The sequence below is a fragment of the Ancylobacter polymorphus genome, assembly GCF_022836935.1.
Lineage (GTDB): Bacteria > Pseudomonadota > Alphaproteobacteria > Rhizobiales > Xanthobacteraceae > Ancylobacter > Ancylobacter polymorphus_A.
Genome location: NZ_CP083239.1, coordinates 3,878,977 through 3,894,595, shown reverse-complemented (window position 1 = coordinate 3,894,595; position 15,619 = coordinate 3,878,977). Strand labels below are relative to the sequence as shown.

Here is a 15,619-nt window from a genome sequence, read left to right as displayed (position 1 = left end):
ATGGACGCGCTCCGCGCCGATGATCTGATCGGCCTTTTCCAGCGCTGGCGCGACATGTTCGCCGCGCAGCGCGAATTCCTGATCGCGCTCGACGGCAAGGTCGGCGACAGCGATCTCGGCATCACCATGGCGAAGTCCTTCGCCGCCGCCGCCGACACGGTGACGGCGGAAGGGGCGGCGGCGGGGCTCACCAAGCTGCTGCGCTCCGCCGGCGCGATCATGGCCAAGACCGCGCCGTCCACCATGGGCACGCTCACCGCCACCGGCTTCCTGCGCGGCGCCAAGGCGCTGGAGGGGGCGGAGGCCATGGGCACGGCTGAGGCGGCCGCGTTCTGGCGCGCCTTCGCCACCGGCATCGCCGAGCGCGGCAAGGCCAAGCTCGGCGACAAGACCATTCTCGACGTGCTGGACCCGGTGGCCGGCGCGCTGGAACAGGCGGCGGCTTCCGGCCTCGCTTTGGCGCCGGCGCTGAAGCAAGCCGCCGACGCCGCCGAGGCGGCGCTGGAGCGCACCAAGACCATGGTGGCCCAGCACGGCAAGGCGGCGGCGTTCCAAGAAAAGACGGTGGGGCTGCAGGATGCCGGCGCCACGGTCGGCGTGCTGCTGGTGGGAACGATGAGCGATTTCGTGGCCGGATAGGCTAAAGCTCCCGGCCGGTCTGTCAGCCGACCGGGGGCACCACCAGCGCCGGCGGGGTGAGCACGAATTCGTCCAGCACCACCCGCCCGCCTTCCAGCCGGGCGCGGCCATCGGCGACCATGCGCAGCGCGGCGGGGTAGATCACATGCTCCTGCGCCAGCACGCGGGCGCCGAGCGTCTCCGGCGTATCCGCATCCAGCACCGGCACGGCGGCCTGCATGAGAATGGGGCCGACATCCATTTCCGGCGTGACGAAATGCACCGTGCAGCCATGGATGCGCACGCCCTCCGCCAGCGCCCGCTCATGGGTGTGCAGGCCCTTGAAGCTCGGCAGCAGCGCGGGGTGGATGTTGATCATCCGCCCGGCCCATTTCTCGACGAAGGGCGCGGTGAGCAGCCGCATGAAGCCGGCGAGGCAGACGAGGTCCGCCTGTTCCTCCACCAGCACCGCGTCGAGCGCGGCATCAAAAGCGGCGCGGTCGGCATGCGCCTTGTGGTCGACGGTGCGGGTGGGGATGTTGCAGGCCTGCGCGCGGGCAAGGCCGTGCGCGTCCGGGCGGTTGGAAATCACCACCGCGATCTCGGCCGGGAAGTCCGGCGCCGCCGCCGCCTCGATCAGCGACATCATGTTGGAGCCGCGCCCGGAGATGAGGACGGCCACGCGGGGTTTGGTCATCACGGGCGTCCTCTGCTTCAGCATCCTTCGAGGCTCGCTTTGCTCGCACCTCAGGATGACGGGGATTTCTAAAACAACGTCATCCTGAGGCGCCCGGCGTCGCCGGGCTTCGAAGGAGGGTTGTCAGAGCGGCGTGTCGAGGGCGAGCGTGCCGTCATAGACGGTGTGGGCCGCGCCGTCGCCCGGCTCGATGACGCCGAGATGCACCACCTGCTCGCCGGCATTGGCGAAGGCGTCCGCCACCGTCTCGGCGTCTTCCGGCGCGCAGACCACCACCATGCCGATGCCGCAATTGAAGGCGCGCAGCATCTCTTCCGGCGCCACCTTGCCGATTTGTGCCAGCCAGCGGAACACCGGCGGCACGGGCAGGCCGTCGAGGTCGATACGCCCGACCGTGTTCTTCGGCAGCACGCGCGGCAGGTTCTCGGTGAGGCCGCCGCCGGTGATGTGGGCGAGCGCCTTGACCTTGCCGGTGGAGCGGATGGCGGCCAGCGCCGATTTCACATAAAGCCGCGTCGGGGTGAGCAGCGCTTCGCCCAGCGCCTTTTCCGGCGCGAAGGGGGCAGGCGCGTCCCAGGCGAGGCCCGAGACCTCGACAATGCGGCGCACCAGCGAATAACCGTTGGAATGCACGCCGGAGGAGGCGAGGCCGAGCAGCACGTCGCCGGGGCGTACAGTCGGGGAGGGCAGCAATTCGCCGCGTTCCACCGCGCCGACCGAGAAGCCGGCGAGGTCGTAATCGCCTTCGGCATACATGCCCGGCATTTCCGCCGTCTCGCCGCCGATCAGCGCGCAGCCCGATTCCTGGCAGCCCCGGGCGATGCCGGCAACGATGGTGGCGCCGACCTCGGGGGCCAGCTTGCCGGTGGCGAAATAGTCGAGGAAGAACAGCGGCTCGGCGCCCTGCACCACGAGATCGTTGACGCACATGGCGACAAGATCGATGCCGATGGTTTCGTGCCGGCCTGTCTCGATGGCGATCTTCAGCTTGGTACCGACGCCATCGGTGGTGGCGACGATGAGCGGGTCCTTGAAGCCGGCGGCCTTGGGATCGAACACGCCGCCGAAGCCGCCAATGTCCGCGTCCGCGCCCGGCCGGCGGGTCGCCTTGACCAGCGGCTTGATGAGATCGACCAGCCGGTTGCCGGCGTCGATGTCGACGCCCGCATCGCGATAGCTGAGTCCCTTGTCCGTACCGGTCATCGCATGCCCTCTAGGAATGGTGGCGGATTAGCCGCTTATGCCGCGGCGGGCAAGCTCGCGCGCGGTTTTCCCCCTCACGCCCGCCGTCCGGCATGGTCGATGCCGAGCGCGATGAGGCCGGCGGCCAGCCCCCAGAAGGCGGAGCCGAGCCCGAACAGCGACAGGCCGGAGGCGGTGACCGCCAGCGTCAGCACGGCGGGGAAGCGCTTGGCCGCGTCGCCCATGGAGGAGGACAGCGCATTGACCAGCGGGCCGAGCAGAGCGAGGCCGGCGAAGGTCGCCACCAATTCGCGCGGCAGGGCGGCAATCAGCGCCACCGCCCCGGCGCCGCAGGCGGCGAGCACGAGATAGGTCAGCGCATAGAACGGCGTCGCCAGCCAGCGCTTTGCCGGGTCGGGGTGGGTGTCCGGCCCGGTGCAGATGGAGGCGGTAATAGCCGCGAGGTTGCTGGTGAGCGAGCCGATGGGCGCCGTTATCAGCGAGGCGAGGGCGGTGGAGGCGAGGATGGAGGGCGCCGGCGGCTTGTAGCCCGCCGCCTGCAGCACCGCGAAGCCCGGCAGGTTCTGCGACGCCATGGTGACGATGTAGAGCGGGATGCCGACGCCGATCACCGATTGCAGGTCGAAATGCGGCACGATCAATTCGACGCTCGGCCACGGCACGCCGTCCGGCAGCGGGCCGACGCGACCGAGAATGAACGCCAGCGCGATGCCCAGCACCAGCACCGCCAGCACCGCGCCGAAGGGGGAGATGCGCCGCGCCACCAGGAACAGCAGCACCAGCGGCAGCACCAGCAGCGGGTCGGCCTGCCCGGCGGTGAACACGCCGGTGCCGAAGCGGAACAGCACGCCCGCCAGCATCGCGGCGGCGATCGCCACCGGCAGGCGCTGCACCAGCGCGCCGAGCGGCTTCACCGCGGCGGTGACGAGAATGAGCACGCCGGCGACCAGGAAGGCGCCCACGGCGGGCTCGATGGTGAGGCCGTGCGAGGCGGCGATCAGCGCCGCGCCGGGCGTGGTCCAGGCGGTGATGATCGGCATGCGGTGGCGCCAGCCGAGCCAGGCGGAGGTGAACGCCATGGACAGGCACAGGCCGATGACGCCTGACGTGATCTGCCCCGGCGTCGCCCCCAGCGCCTGCGCCGCCGCGACGATGAGGGTGAGCGTGCCGCCGAAGCCGACAAGCGCGGCGACGATGCCAGAGGTGACGAGCGAGGAACGCATGGGACCATCCGAACGCTGCGCCGGGCCGGCGCGACGCCGCCTTTTGACATGCGCGGCCGGCGCCGTCATCAGGGCGCGGACGCCGGCGAAAGCTGCCCCAGCGGAATGAACTCGGGGGATTGCGCACCGTCTGGGCCCCCCTGCCAGTCGCCAAACCAGCGTTCCACCGACAGCCCGGCCTCCGCGATCCGCTCCTCAAGCGCGGCGCGCGGCGTGAAGCGGATGCGGCTCTGCGCGGAGAGGGTGCGGCCGTCGGCGAGGCGGTACCAGGTGCCATAGGTGACGATGCCGGTCGCCTCGTCGCACATGGCGCTGTTCCACGCCTCCACCCTGCCATGGGCGGGGTGATCGACCCACCGGTGCGAATTGTGCGGCTGCCATTCCTCCCATTCCCGCGACGCAGGGTTGCGGGCGTCGAACACGAAGCGCCCGCCCGGCGCCAGATGGGCGGCGAGGGTGGCGAGCGCGGCGCGCTGGTCGTCATCGGTGAGGAACACCTGAAAGGCATGCCCGGTCAGCATCACCAGATCGAAGCGACGGCCGAGGCGCAGCGTGCGGGCGTCCGCCTCGATCCATTCGGCGCCTTCCGCCCCGGGGCGGGTACGGGCCACGTCCAGCATCGCGCCCGCCGGATCGACGCCGACGCGCACGGGGTTGGAAAGCCCCGCCAGAAGCGCGCCGGTGCCGCAGCCGAGATCGAGCACGGAACCCACCCCGGCGGCGAGGCCGGCGCAGAAAGCGTGGTCGGCGCCGCCGTCATTCTCGGCATCGTAGAAGGCGACCAGCGACGGATCGGTATAGAGCGGGTCTTCCATCCTGCGCCTCCTCTAGCGGACCTCCGCCTTGTGCCATGGCGGAACGGGCTGGGCCATGCCGGCGTTGGAGCCGTGCTGTGAATGGCGGGGGCAGCGGCGGCCCTCACGCCGCTTGTGCATCGCACGCGCGTCGTTTTTCTGTATTTATATGCGCGAAGCACCGCCGCGAGGCGCGGGTCGGGCGAGAGGCGGTTTGACGTATGGCGTGGCACAAGCAGGTGACGTTCTGGCTGACCATGCTCGGCCTGTTCATCGCGGCCGCGTGGCTGCTGTCCAGCGTGCTCTTGCCCTTCGTCGCCGGCCTCGCTCTGGCCTATTTCCTCAACCCGGTGACGACCTGGCTGCAACGGCGCGGCGTGAACCGTCTGGTGGCCTCGCTGGCGACGATCACGCTCACCCTGCTGCTCGGCATTTTGCTCATGCTGCTGGTGCTGCCGATCTTCGGCTCGCAGCTCGCCGCCTTCATCCAGCGCCTGCCGGAATATATCGGCAAGCTGCAGAACCTGTTGACCGGCGAGGGAGAGAGCGCGGCGTGGCTGCGCGATTTCGTCGGCGACCGGTTGCCCAGCATCCAGTCCGGGGTGAACGAACTGGTGTCGCAGGGCGCCGCCTATATGCTGACCCTGATCCAGGGACTGTGGACCGGCGGGCAGGCGCTGATCTCGGTGTTCTCGCTGCTGGTCATCACCCCGGTCGTGGCGTTCTACATTCTCAATGACTGGTACAGCATGGTCCACAAGGTGGATTCATGGCTGCCCGTGCGGCACCGCGCCACTATTCGCGACATTGCCCGGCAGATGGACGGCGCCATTGCCGGCTTCGTGCGCGGCCAGTCGCTGGTGTGCCTGATCCTCGGCAGCTTCTACGCCATCAGCCTGACCATGACCGGGCTGAATTTCGGCTTTGTCATCGGCTTCGTCTCGGGGATCATCACCTTCATCCCCTATGTCGGCTCGCTCACCGGGCTGGTGCTCGCCGGCGGCGTCGCCATTGTGCAGTTCTTCCCGGATTATTCGATGATCGCCATCGTCATCGGCATCTTCGTGTTCGGCCAGTTCGTCGAGGGCTACATCCTCTCGCCCAAGCTGGTGGGCGACAGTGTCGGCCTGCACCCGGTGTGGCTGATGTTCGCGCTGCTGGCCTTCGGCTATCTGCTCGGTTTCCTCGGCCTGCTGCTCGCCGTGCCGCTGGCGGCGGCGGTGGGCGTGCTGGTGCGCTTTGCCATCAACCAGTATCTGGAAAGCCCGCTCTATACCGGGGAGGGGGAGGACGAACGGCTCGGCGCCCCCGCGCCCGTGCCCTATCTCCCCGACAACCGGGTGCGCTGAGCATGGGCAGCCGCCAGCTCGCGCTCGACCTGCCGCATGCCGACAGCCGGTCGCGCGACGATTTCCTGCCCGGCCTCGCCAATGAGGCGGCGCTGGCGCTGATCGATTCCTGGCCGGACTGGCCGGCCCGCTCGGTGGCGCTGGTCGGGCCGGCGGGGTCGGGCAAGTCGCATCTCGCCGCGATCTTCGCCGAAGCCTCCGGCGCGCCGATCCTCCCCGCTTCCGCGCTCGACATCGCCGCCGTGCCGGGCCTTCTCGCCGGTGGTGCTTTGGTGCTGGAGGATCTCGGCACCGGGCCGGTGCCGGAGGCGGCGCTGTTCCATCTGCTCAACCTGGTGGGCGAGCAGAAGGCGAACCTGCTCATCACCTCCGCGCGGCTGCCCTCGGCGCTGTCGGAGGGCCTCGCCACCGCCGACCTCGCCTCGCGGCTCAGGGCGCTGCCGGTGGTGCGGCTCGGCGCGCCGGACGAGGAATTGCTGGCGGCGGTGGCGGTGAAGCTGTTCGCTGACCGGCAGATCCTGCCCGACGAGGCGCTGCTCGCCTATCTGCTGCCGCGCGTCGAGCGCTCCATCGCCGGGCTGCGCGACGTGGTGGCCGAACTCGACCGCGAGGCGCTGGCGCGCAAGCGCCCGCTGACCCGCGCGCTGGTGGCCACGCTTCTGCGCGAGCGGGCCGGTGCCGCGGGCGAGGCCGGGCCGGACGCGCGCGACATCCCTTTCACCGACTTGACCACGGGTTAATACCGACATGTCATCCAGCCGTCACGAAGCCCGGCGACCTTCGCGCCGGCCGAAGCGGGCCCCCCGCAAAGAGGATGGAGTGCCGACGGTGAGCGAGACGGAAACACCGGTGGAACAGCTTGTCGAACTGACCGAAATGGCCATCCAGCCGACGGTACCCCCGCGGCCGCTGGAGGACGAGCTGATGAAGTCGCCCGAGCGCTTCATCAACCGCGAACTGTCCTGGCTCGAATTCAACCGCCGGGTGCTGGAGGAGGCCGCCAACACCGAGCACCCGATGCTCGAACAGCTGCGCTTCCTTTCCATCTCGGCCAATAATCTCGACGAATTCTTCATGGTCCGCGTCGCCGGCCTGAAGGAGCAGGTGCGCGAGGGCTACACGGTGCGCAGCCCGGACGGGCTGAACCCGGTGGAACAGCTCGCCCGCATCGGCGCGGCGGCGGCCGAACTCGCCGAGGACCAGCAGGCCCGCTGGCGCGACCTGCGCCAATCGCTGATCGGCTGCGGCATCGTGCTGGTGGACGGCGCCGATGTGGAGAAGGCCGACCGGGCGGTGCTGGACGATTTCTTCCTCGCCCATGTGTTCCCGGTGCTCACCCCGCTCGCCATCGACCCGGCGCATCCGTTCCCGTTCATTCCGAATCTCGGCTTCTCGCTGGCGCTGCAGCTGGCGCGTATCCATGACGGGCGGGCGATGAACGCGCTCATCCGTGTGCCGGCCAAGATCGACCGCTTCATCCGCCTGCCGGACGGCGAGGGCGGGGTGCAGCGCTTCATCACCCTCGAACAGATGATCGGCCTGTTCATCGGCCGCCTGTTCCCGGGCTATCAGGTGAAGGGGCAGGGCGGCTTCCGCGTCATCCGCGACAGCGACCTCGAAGTCGAGGAAGAGGCCGAGGACCTGATGCGCCAGTTCGAGACGGCGCTGAAGCGTCGGCGGCTGGGGCAGGTGATCCGGCTGGAGGTGGACGCCTCAATGCCCGAGGAACTGCGCGTCTTCGTCGCCCGCGAACTCGGCGTGGCCGGGGACGAGGTGTTCCTGGTCGACGGCGTGCTGGCGCTGAACGAGTTCAGCCAGCTCGTCGGCATCGACCGGCCGGACCTGAAGTTCAAGCCGTACAACCCGCGCTTTCCCGAGCGCATCCGCGACCATGCCGGCGACTGCTTCGCCGCCATCCGCGAGAAGGACCTGGTGGTCCATCACCCCTATGAGTCGTTCGACGTGGTGGTGCAGTTCCTGCGCCAGGCGGCGCGCGACCCCAACGTCGTCGCCATCAAGCAGACGCTCTACCGCACCTCTTCCGACAGCCCCATCGTCAAGGCGCTGGCCGAGGCGGCGGAGGCCGGCAAGTCGGTGACGGCGCTGGTGGAGCTGAAGGCGCGCTTCGACGAGGAAGCCAACATCCGCTGGGCGCGCGATCTGGAGCGGGCCGGCGTGCAGGTGGTGTTCGGCTTCCTGGAGCTGAAGACCCACGCCAAGCTCTCGCTGGTGGTGCGCCGCGAGGGTGGCGCGCTGGCGAGCTACTGCCATGTCGGCACGGGCAATTATCACCCCATCACCGCCCGCATCTATACCGACCTGTCCTTCTTCACCGCCGACCCGGCGATCGGGCGCGATGTGGCGCGCATCTTCAACTTCATCACCGGCTATGCCGAGCCGGTGGAGCTGGAAGCGCTGGCCATCGCCCCGCTGACGCTGAAGAAGCGCATCCTCGACCATATCCATGGCGAGGTGGAATTCGCCAAGGCCGGCAAGCCGGCGGCGATCTGGCTGAAGATGAACTCGCTGGTCGACCCGATGATCATCGACGCGCTCTACCGCGCCAGCCAGGCGGGCGTGCCGATCGACATCGTGGTGCGCGGCATCTGCTGCCTGCGGCCGGGCGTGCCGGGCCTGTCGGAGAATATCCGCGTCAAGTCCATCGTTGGCCGCTTCCTGGAACATGAGCGCATCTATTGCTTCGGCAATGGCCACGGCCTGCCGCATGCGGACTCCGCCGTCTACATCTCCTCGGCCGACCTGATGCCGCGCAATCTCGACCGCCGCGTCGAATCGCTGTGCCCGGTCACCAACCCGACGGTGCACATGCAGATTCTCGACCAGATCATGGTCGCGAACCTGCAGGACAACCAGCAGAGCTGGCGCGTGTTGCCCGATGGCTCGTCGCAGCGCATAGTGCCCGGCGAGGGCGAGGAAAAATTCAACGCCCAGCAATATTTCATGACCAATCCGAGCCTGTCGGGACGTGGTAAGTCGCTCAAGGAATCCTCGCCCCGAAACCTCCTGCGCCGTCGCGAACGGACGTGAGCGCATGAGCGAAGCCTTGCGTGATGCCGGACACGGCCTGTTGTCCGGCATGTCGATCGCCGTCATCGATATCGGTTCCAACTCCGTCCGCCTCGTCGTCTATGAGCGCCTGTCGCGCTCGCCGACGCCGATCTTCAACGAGAAGGCCTCCTGCGGGCTCGGCCGGGAGGTGCTGACCACCGGCCGCCTGAACCCGGACGCGGTGGAAAAGGCGCTCGCCGCCCTGCGCCGCTTCCGGGTGCTGTGCGACCGCATGGGGGTGGGCACGCTCTATGTGCTCGCCACCGCGGCGGCGCGCGATGCCTCCAACGGGCCGGATTTCGTCAATGCCTGCCGCGACATCTGCCGCACCGAGGTGGAGGTGCTCTCCGGCAAGCGCGAGGCGCAGCTTTCCGCGCTCGGCATCCTTTCCGGCGTGCATCACGCCAATGGCGTGGTCGGCGATCTCGGCGGCGGCTCGCTGGAACTGGCCGACCTTCATGGCCAGCGCATCGGCTCCGGCGTCACCTTCCCGCTCGGCGGCCTCGCCTTGCAGGATACGTCCGGCCGCTCGCTGAAAAAGGCCGACAAGATCGTCAAGGACCTGCTGGCCAAGGACCCGCATCTCGAACATCTCAAGGGCCGCACCTTCTACGCCGTGGGCGGCACCTGGCGCGCGCTGGCGCGGCTGCACATGTTCCAGCGCGGCTATCCCCTGCATGTGATGCACGGCTACATCATCCCCGCGCGCGAGGCGCTGGAATTCTGCCGGCTGGTGCGGCAGGTGCCGATCGACACGCTCTCGCGCATCGACACCGTGTCCGATGTGCGCCGGCCGCTGCTGCCCTATGGCGCGCTGGTGCTGGAACATGTGATCCGCATCGGCAAGCCGGCCAATGTCTTCATCTCGGCGCAGGGCGTGCGCGAGGGGTTGCTCTATGAGCTTCTCAGCGAGGAAGACCGCAGCCTCGATCCGCTGATCTCCGCCGCCGCCGAGCTGAACGAGGTCCGCGCCCGCTCCCCCGCCCATGGCTGGGAACTCATCGACTGGACCGACCAGTTCATGAAATCCAGCCACATCGACGAAAGCGTGGAGGAGAAGCGGCTGCGCCATGCCGCCTGTCTGCTCTCCGACATCAGCTGGCGGGCGCATCCCGATTATCGCGGCGAGCAGAGCCTGAATCTCATCGCCCATGCCTCCTTCATCGGCGTCGACCATCCCGGCCGCGCCTTCCTGGCCCTCGCCATCTATTACCGGCATGTCGGGCTGGTGGACGAAGACCTGTCGCCGCGCATCCGCGAATTGGTCTCGGCCCGGCTGCTGGACCGGGCGCGCATTCTCGGCGCGGCGATGCGGGTGGGCTATATCCTCTCCGCCGCCATGCCGGGCACGCTGCCGCTGACGCCGCTGACCGTGGAACGCGGCAAGCTCTCGCTGCAGCTGCGTGGCGACCTCGCCCCGCTCAGCGGCGACCGCATCGCCAGCCGCCTGCGCACGCTCGGCCGGCTGATCGGACGCGACTCGGTGGTGGTCGCCGGCTAGTCTCGGCGACGGGCGGCAGGGGCTGGATTTGTCCCGCCCACCCCGCTAGAAGCCCGCCGGATGCGCAGTCTGCGCCGGCGGGGGCCGTTCCGTGCTTTTTCCTGATGACCACGCCACGGCTCGGCCGGCCGGCGGGCGCCCGCCCGCGCGGGTGCTGCTGGTCGCCCTGGAGGCGCGGCACATTTCCAGCTGCCGGCTGCCGGCCGCCTTCGCGGCGGCGGGGGCCGAACTGGCGGCGCTGGCGGCGCCGGACAGCCTAATGTTCCGCTCCCCCCACATCGCCACGCGCTTTCCGCTTGAGGCGACGCTGAACGCCCGCCGCCTGCGGGCAGGGCTGGAGCGCGCGGTCGCCGCCTTCGCGCCTGACCTTCTCGTGCCATGCGACGAGCGCACGCTGTGGCTGCTGGATCATCTCAGCACCCAGGCCGGCCGCCCCGGCCTGGCGGCGCTCTCGCCGGGGCTGGCGGCCTGCCTCGCCCGCTCGCTCGGCCGGCTCGACACGCTGTCCGACCGCATCCTCAAGCCGCTGACCCAGCGCCTCGCGCGGGACATCGGCGTGCGGGCGCCGGAGGACATCCGGGCGGCGACGCTGGAGGAGGCGCGGGCGGCGGCGCAGCGGCTGGGCTATCCCGTCGTCGTCAAACGGCCGCGTAGCTGCGGCGGTAGCGGCGTCGCCATCTGCCGCACGCCGGAGGAACTCGACGCCATCGGCGCGCGCTGGATGCGGCGGAAATCGCGCTGGCCGCGCCTGAAAGCGCGGCTGCTGGCGCGGGACTGGATCGCCCCGCCGAGCGAGGTGAGCGTGCAGCCTTACATCGAGGGGCGGCTGGCGGTGAGCTGCGCGGCGGCGATGGAGGGGCGCACGCTCGGCGTGCTGACCGCCGTGGCGGAGCGGCGGTCGCGCGACATCCTGCCGGCCGATGTGCTGCGCTATGTTGCCCGGCCCGATCTCGTCGCCGCCTCGGCGGCGCTGGTGGCGGCGTTCGGCGCCTCGGGCTTCGTCTCGTTCGATTTCCTCATCGATGCGGAGGACCGGGCGTGGCTGCTCGAATGCAATGCCCGCCCGACGCCCGTGCTGCCTTTCGGTGCCCGCGCCGGGCTGGATCTCACCGCGCTGCTGCTTGCCCATCTCCACGCTTCGCCGGAGGAGGGGGAGGCCGCGCCGCGCACCGTGGGCGAGGAGACGCGCGTGGCGCTGTTTCCGCAGGCGGTGATGCAAGGCCCGCCCGATGCCGAATTGCGGGCGGTCTGGCAGGCCGTGCCCTGGGACGAGCCGGAACTTTTGCGCGCGCTGCTGGTGGAACTGCGGCGCGCCCGGCAGAGCGAGGGGTGAGGCGGGCTCAGTCCGCCGCACCCGCCTTGTCCAGTGCGGTCCGCTCGATGGCGATGACCCGCCCGCGCTGCATGGCGAGCGCCAGCCGGCCGGATTTCAGCGCCATGGCGCGATCGCCGAACAATTCGCCGCGCCAGCCGCGCAGCGCCCCTACATCGGGCGCGTCCTCTGAGGCGATGCGCTCCAGATCGTCCACCGTGGCGATGACCTTGGCGGCGACGCCGTGCTGCTCGGAGGTCATGCGCAGCAGAACCTTCAGCAGTTCCACCGTCGCCGAGGCGCCGTTGGACAGCGGCCGGTCGCGCTCGATGCGCGGCAGGGTCTTGGGGTCGCGGGCCAGGCCGGCCTTCACCGCCTCGACGATCATCTCGCCGGCGCGGGAGCGCTCGAAACCCTTGGGGATCGCGCGCAATTGGCCCAGCTTCTCGATGGTGGTCGGGTGCTGCGAGGCGATCTCGCCGATCACGTCGTCCTTGAGAATGCGCGAGCGCGGCGTGTCGCGCGACTGCGCCTCGCGCTCGCGCCAGGCGGCGACTTCCATCAGCACGGCGAGGTCCTTGGGCTTGCGGGCGCGCGAGCGCAGCCGCTCCCAAGCGCGCTCGGGCTCCTGCCGGTAGGTGTCGGGCGAGGTGAGCACGGCCATCTCTTCGCCCACCCAGTCGGCGCGGCCGCGCTTCTTCAGGTCAGCGTCGAGCTTGAGGAACACATCGCGCAGATGGGTGACATCGGCTTCGGCATAGGCGACCTGCGCCGCCGAGAGCGGGCGGCGCGACCAGTCGGTGAAGCGCAGCGACTTGTCGAGCACTTCGCCGGTGAGGCGCTGCACCAGCTGGTCATAGGAGATGGAATCGCCATGGCCGAGCACCATGGCCGCGACCTGGGTGTCGAAGACCGGGGTCGGGATGATGCCGGCGAGGTGCCAGACGATTTCGATGTCCTGCCGGCCGGCGTGGAACACCTTCAGCACGTCCGGATTCGACATCAGCGCGAAGAACGGCGCGAGGTCGAGCCCCTCGGCCAGCGCGTCGACCACCAGCGCCTCGTCCACGCTGGCCAGCTGCACGACGCAGAGCTTGGGCCAGAAGGTGGTTTCGCGCAGGAATTCCGTGTCGATGGTGATGAACGGATGGCGGGCGAGGCGTTCGCAGGCCGCGGCGAGGTCGTCGGTGGTTGTGATCATGTTCATGTCAATTTTTACATATCGGACTCGCGGCGCCGTTTCGACCCCGAAATCATGCCGTAATCTACGCCGAGGATGATCGACGGCCGGCGACGAGTCGCCAAGCCTTTACGGCGGCAATGCCGCCATCTCCGGGGGATATCCATGAAGAAGACCGTCTTCGCTCTCGCCACCGCCGCTCTGGCGCTTTCCTTTGTGCCGGCCTCCGCCGCCGAGCGGGTGAATGCGGGCGTGCTGGTGTGCAATGCCGGCGCCAGCATCGGCATGCTGATCGAGTCCAAGCAGGAACTGACCTGCACCTTCACGCCGGCCGACAACGGTCCCGAGCAGCGCTATGCCGGCACCATCAAGAATATCGGCGTCGAACTCGGCGTCACCGGCGGCGGCGTGCTCACCTGGGGCGTGCTGGCGCTGACCAAGTCGGTCGCTCCCGGCGCGCTGGCCGGCCCCTATGGCGGCGTGACCGGCGACGTGGCGCTGGGCGTCGGCGTCGGCGCCAATGTGCTGGTCGGTTCCGACCGGTCGATCGCGCTCAACCCGGTCTCGGTCGAAGGCAATGTCGGCGCCTCGCTGGCGCTGGGCGTGGGCGGGCTGAACCTGCGCTACGTGCCCTGAGAGCCGGCCGCCCTCCTTTAGCGGGCGGCCGTCTCGTCTTGACAAATCCAAGCCTCGCAGGCACCCCTCCGCGCGCCCCGCGTGAGGGGTGTTCTGCTATGTTCCGCCCTCTTGCGGCGGCACCAACTCCGGGAAGACGCCATGCACCGCTATCGCTCGCACACCTGTGGCGCCCTTCGCGCCGGCGATGTCGGCACCACCGCGCGGCTGTCCGGCTGGTGTCACCGCATCCGCGACCATGGCGGCGTGCTGTTCATCGACCTGCGCGACCATTACGGCCTCACCCAGGTGGTGGTCGATCCCGACAGCCCGGCGTTCAAGCTGGCCGAGACGGTGCGGGCGGAATGGGTGATCCGGGTCGATGGCCGGGTGCGCCTGCGCCCCGCCGGCACCGAGAACCCCGAACTGCCGACCGGCCAGGTGGAGATGTACGCCACCGAGATCGAGGTGCTCGGCCCTGCCGCCGAGCTGCCGCTCCCCGTCTTCGGCGATGTCGAGTACCCCGAGGAGACGCGGCTGCGCTACCGCTTCCTCGACCTGCGCCGCGAGAAGCTGCACAAGAACATCATGACCCGCGGCGCCATCGTCGACGCCATGCGCGCGAAGATGAAGGCGCAGGGCTTCTTCGAATTCCAGACGCCGATCCTCACCGCTTCCTCGCCGGAAGGCGCGCGCGACTTCCTGGTGCCCTCGCGCCTGCACCCCGGCAAGTTCTACGCCCTGCCGCAGGCGCCGCAGCAGTACAAGCAGCTGATCATGATGAGCGGCTTCGACCGCTACTTCCAGATCGCACCGTGCTTCCGCGACGAGGACCCGCGCGCCGACCGCCTGCCGGGCGAGTTCTATCAGCTCGATCTGGAGATGAGCTTCGTCGAGCAGGAAGACATTTTCGCCGCCGTCGAGCCTGTGATCACCGGCGTGTTCGAGGCCTTCGCCGACGGCAAGCCGGTGACGAAGAACTGGCCGCGCATTCCCTACGCGGTGTCGATGCAGAAATACGGCACCGACAAGCCGGATCTGCGCAACCCGATCGAGATGCAGGACGTGTCCGAGCATTTCCGCGGTTCCGGCTTCAAGGTCTTCGCGCGCATGCTGGAAGACCCGAAAAACCGCGTGTGGGCGATCCCCGGCACCGGCGGCGGCTCCCGCGCCTTCTGCGACCGCATGAACTCGTGGGCGCAGGGCGAGGGGCAGCCGGGCCTCGGCTACATCATGTGGCGCGAGGGCGGGGAGGGCGCCGGTCCGCTCGCCAACAATATCGGCCCGGAGCGCACCGAGGCCATCCGCGCGCAGCTCGGCCTCAAGGAGGGCGATGCCGCCTTCTTCGTCGCCGGCAACCCGGAGAAGTTCGTGAAGTTCGCCGGCGCCGCCCGCACCAAGGTGGGCGAGGAGCTGAAGCTGGTCGACCATGACCGCTTCGAGCTGGCCTGGATCGTCGACTTCCCGTTCTATGAGTGGTCGGAAGAGGACAAGAAGGTCGACTTCTCGCACAACCCCTTCTCCATGCCGCAGGGCGGGCTTGAGGCGCTGAACAACCAGGACCCGCTGACCATCAAGGCGTTCCAGTACGATATCGCCTGCAATGGCTATGAGATCGCGTCCGGCGGCATCCGCAACCACCGTCCCGAGGCGATGGTGAAGGCGTTCGAGATCGCCGGCTATGACGAGGCGACGGTGCAGGAGCGCTTCGGCGGCCTCTACCGCGCCTTCCAGTATGGCGCGCCCCCGCATGGCGGCATGGCGGCGGGTGTGGACCGCATCGTGATGCTGCTGTGCGGCACCACGAATCTGCGCGAAATCTCCATCTTCCCGATGAACCAGCAGGCGCAGGACATCCTCATGGGCGCGCCCAATGAGGCGAGCCCGAAGCAGCTGCGCGAACTGCACATCCGCACCAACCTGCCGGAGAAGTGAGGCCTAGATCATTTCACTGTTTCACGGAAACAGTGAAATGATCTAATTCGTTGTTCTATCGCGTTTTCTTCACGCGAACCGGTATCCACTTCGCTCGAAAACGCTCTAGCGGCCCCCCACGCA

13 protein-coding genes are annotated in these 15,619 nt (G+C 69.0%); 8 read left to right on the top strand and 5 right to left on the bottom strand.

Annotated elements, in window-relative coordinates:
• Entirely contained in the window at positions 1-639 is a 639-nt protein-coding gene (locus K9D25_RS18635) for a dihydroxyacetone kinase family protein (protein ID WP_244377225.1), read from the top strand.
• A 22-nt stretch (positions 640-661) separates the two neighbouring features.
• On the opposite strand, the gene purN is transcribed toward K9D25_RS18635, so the two are convergent.
• From purN to K9D25_RS18615, 4 genes are all read right to left on the bottom strand, one after another.
• Complete coding sequence (gene purN / locus K9D25_RS18630; RefSeq protein WP_244377223.1) at positions 662-1,315, bottom strand: phosphoribosylglycinamide formyltransferase; 654 nt, start codon at positions 1,313-1,315, stop codon at positions 662-664.
• Between the two features lie 123 nt (positions 1,316-1,438).
• Positions 1,439-2,518, bottom strand: a complete 1,080-nt coding sequence (gene purM / locus K9D25_RS18625) for a phosphoribosylformylglycinamidine cyclo-ligase (RefSeq protein ID WP_244377221.1) — start codon at positions 2,516-2,518, stop codon at positions 1,439-1,441.
• Between the two features lie 74 nt (positions 2,519-2,592).
• Complete coding sequence (locus tag K9D25_RS18620) at positions 2,593-3,741, bottom strand: benzoate/H(+) symporter BenE family transporter (RefSeq protein ID WP_244377219.1); 1,149 nt, start codon at positions 3,739-3,741, stop codon at positions 2,593-2,595.
• 68 nt (positions 3,742-3,809) lie between these two features.
• Entirely contained in the window at positions 3,810-4,556 is a 747-nt protein-coding gene (locus tag K9D25_RS18615; protein WP_244377217.1) for a class I SAM-dependent methyltransferase, read from the bottom strand.
• Between the two features lie 200 nt (positions 4,557-4,756).
• Here K9D25_RS18615 and K9D25_RS18610 point away from each other — a divergent pair, with 200 nt between their 5' ends.
• From K9D25_RS18610 to K9D25_RS18590, 5 genes are all read left to right on the top strand, one after another.
• The gene (locus K9D25_RS18610; protein WP_244377215.1) at positions 4,757-5,884 is read left to right on the top strand and encodes an AI-2E family transporter; all 1,128 of its coding nucleotides are present in this window, start codon (positions 4,757-4,759) and stop codon (positions 5,882-5,884) included.
• A 2-nt stretch (positions 5,885-5,886) separates the two neighbouring features.
• A complete protein-coding gene (locus K9D25_RS18605) occupies positions 5,887-6,624 on the top strand; it encodes a DnaA/Hda family protein (RefSeq protein ID WP_244377213.1) in 738 nt (245 codons plus the stop codon).
• 136 nt (positions 6,625-6,760) lie between these two features.
• Positions 6,761-8,932, top strand: a complete 2,172-nt coding sequence (locus K9D25_RS18600; RefSeq protein WP_244450915.1) for an RNA degradosome polyphosphate kinase — start codon at positions 6,761-6,763, stop codon at positions 8,930-8,932.
• A 4-nt stretch (positions 8,933-8,936) separates the two neighbouring features.
• Complete coding sequence (locus K9D25_RS18595) at positions 8,937-10,454, top strand: Ppx/GppA phosphatase family protein (protein WP_244377211.1); 1,518 nt, start codon at positions 8,937-8,939, stop codon at positions 10,452-10,454.
• Positions 10,455-10,545: 91 nt separating this feature from the next.
• The gene (locus tag K9D25_RS18590; protein WP_244377209.1) at positions 10,546-11,787 is read left to right on the top strand and encodes a hypothetical protein; all 1,242 of its coding nucleotides are present in this window, start codon (positions 10,546-10,548) and stop codon (positions 11,785-11,787) included.
• A 7-nt stretch (positions 11,788-11,794) separates the two neighbouring features.
• On the opposite strand, the gene rnd is transcribed toward K9D25_RS18590, so the two are convergent.
• Positions 11,795-12,973, bottom strand: a complete 1,179-nt coding sequence (gene rnd, locus K9D25_RS18585) for a ribonuclease D (RefSeq protein ID WP_244377207.1) — start codon at positions 12,971-12,973, stop codon at positions 11,795-11,797.
• A gap of 138 nt (positions 12,974-13,111) precedes the next feature.
• Between rnd and K9D25_RS18580 the strand changes: the two genes are divergently transcribed.
• Together K9D25_RS18580 and aspS are read left to right on the top strand one after the other, a co-directional pair.
• On the top strand, positions 13,112-13,582 hold the full coding sequence (locus K9D25_RS18580) for a DUF992 domain-containing protein (protein ID WP_244377205.1): 471 nt from the start codon (positions 13,112-13,114) through the stop codon (positions 13,580-13,582).
• 141 nt (positions 13,583-13,723) lie between these two features.
• Positions 13,724-15,496, top strand: a complete 1,773-nt coding sequence (gene aspS / locus K9D25_RS18575) for an aspartate--tRNA ligase (RefSeq protein ID WP_244377203.1) — start codon at positions 13,724-13,726, stop codon at positions 15,494-15,496.
• Positions 15,497-15,619 lie beyond the last annotated feature (123 nt).

Coding starts and splice junctions, on each gene's coding strand:
- K9D25_RS18615 (WP_244377217.1), bottom strand. CDS start 4,556: ATGGAAGACCCGCTCTATACCGATCCGTCGCTGGTCGCCTTCTACGAT.
- K9D25_RS18595 (WP_244377211.1), top strand. CDS start 8,937: ATGAGCGAAGCCTTGCGTGATGCCGGACACGGCCTGTTGTCCGGCATG.
- K9D25_RS18600 (WP_244450915.1), top strand. CDS start 6,761: ATGGCCATCCAGCCGACGGTACCCCCGCGGCCGCTGGAGGACGAGCTG.
- K9D25_RS18610 (WP_244377215.1), top strand. CDS start 4,757: ATGGCGTGGCACAAGCAGGTGACGTTCTGGCTGACCATGCTCGGCCTG.
- purN (WP_244377223.1), bottom strand. CDS start 1,315: ATGACCAAACCCCGCGTGGCCGTCCTCATCTCCGGGCGCGGCTCCAAC.
- K9D25_RS18620 (WP_244377219.1), bottom strand. CDS start 3,741: ATGCGTTCCTCGCTCGTCACCTCTGGCATCGTCGCCGCGCTTGTCGGC.
- K9D25_RS18635 (WP_244377225.1), top strand. CDS start 1: ATGGACGCGCTCCGCGCCGATGATCTGATCGGCCTTTTCCAGCGCTGG.
- aspS (WP_244377203.1), top strand. CDS start 13,724: ATGCACCGCTATCGCTCGCACACCTGTGGCGCCCTTCGCGCCGGCGAT.
- K9D25_RS18580 (WP_244377205.1), top strand. CDS start 13,112: ATGAAGAAGACCGTCTTCGCTCTCGCCACCGCCGCTCTGGCGCTTTCC.
- purM (WP_244377221.1), bottom strand. CDS start 2,518: ATGACCGGTACGGACAAGGGACTCAGCTATCGCGATGCGGGCGTCGAC.
- K9D25_RS18605 (WP_244377213.1), top strand. CDS start 5,887: ATGGGCAGCCGCCAGCTCGCGCTCGACCTGCCGCATGCCGACAGCCGG.
- rnd (WP_244377207.1), bottom strand. CDS start 12,973: ATGAACATGATCACAACCACCGACGACCTCGCCGCGGCCTGCGAACGC.